This window comes from Thioclava sp. F34-6, from assembly GCF_002213235.1.
Lineage (GTDB): Bacteria > Pseudomonadota > Alphaproteobacteria > Rhodobacterales > Rhodobacteraceae > Thioclava > Thioclava nitratireducens.
Genome location: NZ_NBOA01000029.1, coordinates 1 through 2,504 on the forward strand (window position 1 = coordinate 1; position 2,504 = coordinate 2,504).

Sequence of the window (2,504 nt, forward strand, 5' to 3'; positions counted from 1 at the left end):
CGTAAGCGGCGGCTGCATCCCACCTCAGGTTCAGCTTGACGGCTTGAAGTTCCACGGGAGAAGTTCGTCGATGCGGCCTTGCGGATGTCCGGCGGCGATGGCCTCGAGGGTGGCCTTGAGATAAGCGAAGGGCTCGACGCCGTTGATCTTTGCGGTCTCGATGAGCGATGCGATGCGTCCCCAAGCGCGCCCGCCTTCGTCATGTCCGGCGAACAATGCGTTCTTCCTGTTCAGAGCGATGGGCCGGATCAGGTTCTCCACGCTGTTGGAGTCGATCTCCACCCGCCCATCGTGCAGGAAGGTCTGGAGCCCGTCCCAGTGCCGGTGGATGTAAGCGAGCTTCTCGCCCAGACGCGACTTGGCGGAGACACGCAGACGTTGCTGTTTTAGCCATTCACCGAACTCGACCACGAGGGGCGCTGTGCGCGCCTGCCGGGCCGAGAGCCGCTGTCCCGGCGCCGTGCCGCGAATGTCGGCCTCGATCTTGTAGAACTCGGCGATGCGGCGCAGCCCCTCGGCGGCGATCTCGGAGCCGTCGCGGTCGAAGACCTCCTTCAGCTTGCGCCGGGCGTGGGCCCAGCAATGCGCCACGCGGATCGGGTTGCCACCCTTGCGGGCGGGACGCGTCAAACGGTTGTAACCCTGGTAGCCATCGAGCTGCAGGATGCCGTCGAAGCCGTGCAAAATCTTCTCCGCGTTCTCCCCGGCGCGGCCGGGCGCGTAGAAGAAGACCACGCCCGGTGGATCATCTCCGCCCCATGACCGGTCGTCGCGGGCGAGCGCCCAGAGATATCCCGTCTTGGTCCTGCCGCGCCCCGGATCCAGCACAGGGGCAGGGGTTTCATCCATGAAGAGCTTGGTCGACGTCTTCAGATGTTCGGCCAGCCGGTCGACGACGGGACCGAGATGGAATGCGGCGGTGCCGACCCAGTCGGCCAGCGTGCTGCGGTGGATCTCGATGCCCGATCGGGCAAGGATCCGGCTCTGCCGATACAAGGGCAAGTGGTCCGCATATTTGCTGATCAGGACATGCGCGATGGCGCCCTCGGTCGGCAGGCCGCCGTCGATGAGATGCGCCGGGGCGCTCGCCTGGGTCACGCCATCGGTGCAGGCGCGGCAGGCGTATTTGGGGCGAACCGTGACGAGCACGCGCAGCTGGGCGGGCACGATGTCCAGTCGCTCTGTGCGGTCCTCGCCGATCTTGTGCATCTCCCCGCAGCCACAAGGACATTGCAAACTGTCCGGCTCGATCACGCGCTCGATGCGCGGCAGGTCCTTGGGCAGGTTGCCTCGATTGCGCCGGGCTGCACGCCCGGGTCGGCTCTCGGACGGCGCTTGCGTCTCCTGCTTCTCCTCGGCTTCGGCGACCGCAATCTCGAGATCCTCGAACGCCAGCTGCCGGTCATCTTCGCTGAGCTTCTCGGACCGTTTGCCGTGGACTGCCTGGTTGAGTTCGGCGACCAGATGCTCGAGGCGCTTGATGATCTCCTTGAGGCTGACCCTCTCACCTTTGAGCTCCTCATGCTCGCGCAGCAGCGCGGCGACAGCTTCGCGCTGCGCCTCGGGGATTGCGGACAGGTCAATGATCGCGGTGGATGACATGGCCGGAGGCTACCCCGAAGCCGCCTCGAAGGCCCGCCCTTTCTCGTGCCTGATTCACTCTGCCGCAGCCGGGCGGCGGATCTCCAGGGCCTTCACCTTGCGCCAGTCGAGCCCGGCGAACAGGGCCTCGAACTGCGCCCGGTTCAAAGTCATCACGCCGTCCCGAACCGCCGGCCAGATGAAGGAACTCTCCTCAAGCCGCTTGTAGGCCATCACCAGCCCGGTGCCGTCCCAGAAGAGGATCTTTAGCCTGTCTGCACGCTTCGCCCGGAACAAAAACACGGTGCCAGTGAACGGATCCTCCTTCAGGACCGATGCGACCTGCGCGGCGAGACCGTCGTGGCCTTTCCTGAAGTCGACCGGCTGGGTCGCCACGAGGATACGGACGGTGTGGGACGGCATCATCACGAGGACGACCCGAGCGCATGGACGATCTCGGCAATCCGCACTGCCGGGGTGTCGGCGGCAAGCGCGATCGTCACGTCACCGAAGACGAGACGCAGACTGTCGTCCGACCGCCCCGAGGGCTGCGGCGCCTGCGGGGGCTTCGGCTCGCACAGGACAACCGGCGCGAAGGCCGTCGGCTCATCCGACATCTCGGCGGCCGGCAGGACCAGCTTGCCCTGTTTGGCCAGGCATCGCCACGCCGACAACTGGTTCGGCTTCATCCCGTAACGCGCCGCCACGGCGTTGACCGTCGCGCCCGGCTCAAGTGTCTCCGCGACAGCCTGTGCCTTCACCTTCTCCGGCCACCGGCGGTGCCCGCTCTCGAAGATCTCAACTCCCAGCGAACTGAGAAACGCAGTCTGAGCATCCATTGCGAAACGCACTCCCATCTTGAGATGGGTATCACCTCGCAGTCCGCGCCGGCGCAGACAACGTGCCGCTCAGACACCGCTTAC

2 protein-coding genes and 1 pseudogene are annotated in these 2,504 nt (G+C 65.8%); all 3 read right to left on the reverse strand.

Features of this window, described 5'->3' with window-relative positions:
- Nucleotides 1-30 precede the first annotated feature (30 nt).
- The gene (locus B6V72_RS18855; protein ID WP_088736363.1) at nt 31-1,602 is read right to left on the reverse strand and encodes an IS66 family transposase; all 1,572 of its coding nucleotides are present in this window, start codon (nt 1,600-1,602) and stop codon (nt 31-33) included.
- A gap of 54 nt (nt 1,603-1,656) precedes the next feature.
- A complete protein-coding gene (gene tnpB / locus B6V72_RS18860) occupies nt 1,657-2,007 on the reverse strand; it encodes an IS66 family insertion sequence element accessory protein TnpB (protein ID WP_088725149.1) in 351 nt (116 codons plus the stop codon).
- A 191-nt stretch (nt 2,008-2,198) separates the two neighbouring features.
- Nucleotides 2,199-2,438: pseudogene (locus tag B6V72_RS19520) on the reverse strand (transposase); the annotation flags it as partial.
- Between the last annotated feature and the right edge of the window lie 66 nt (nt 2,439-2,504).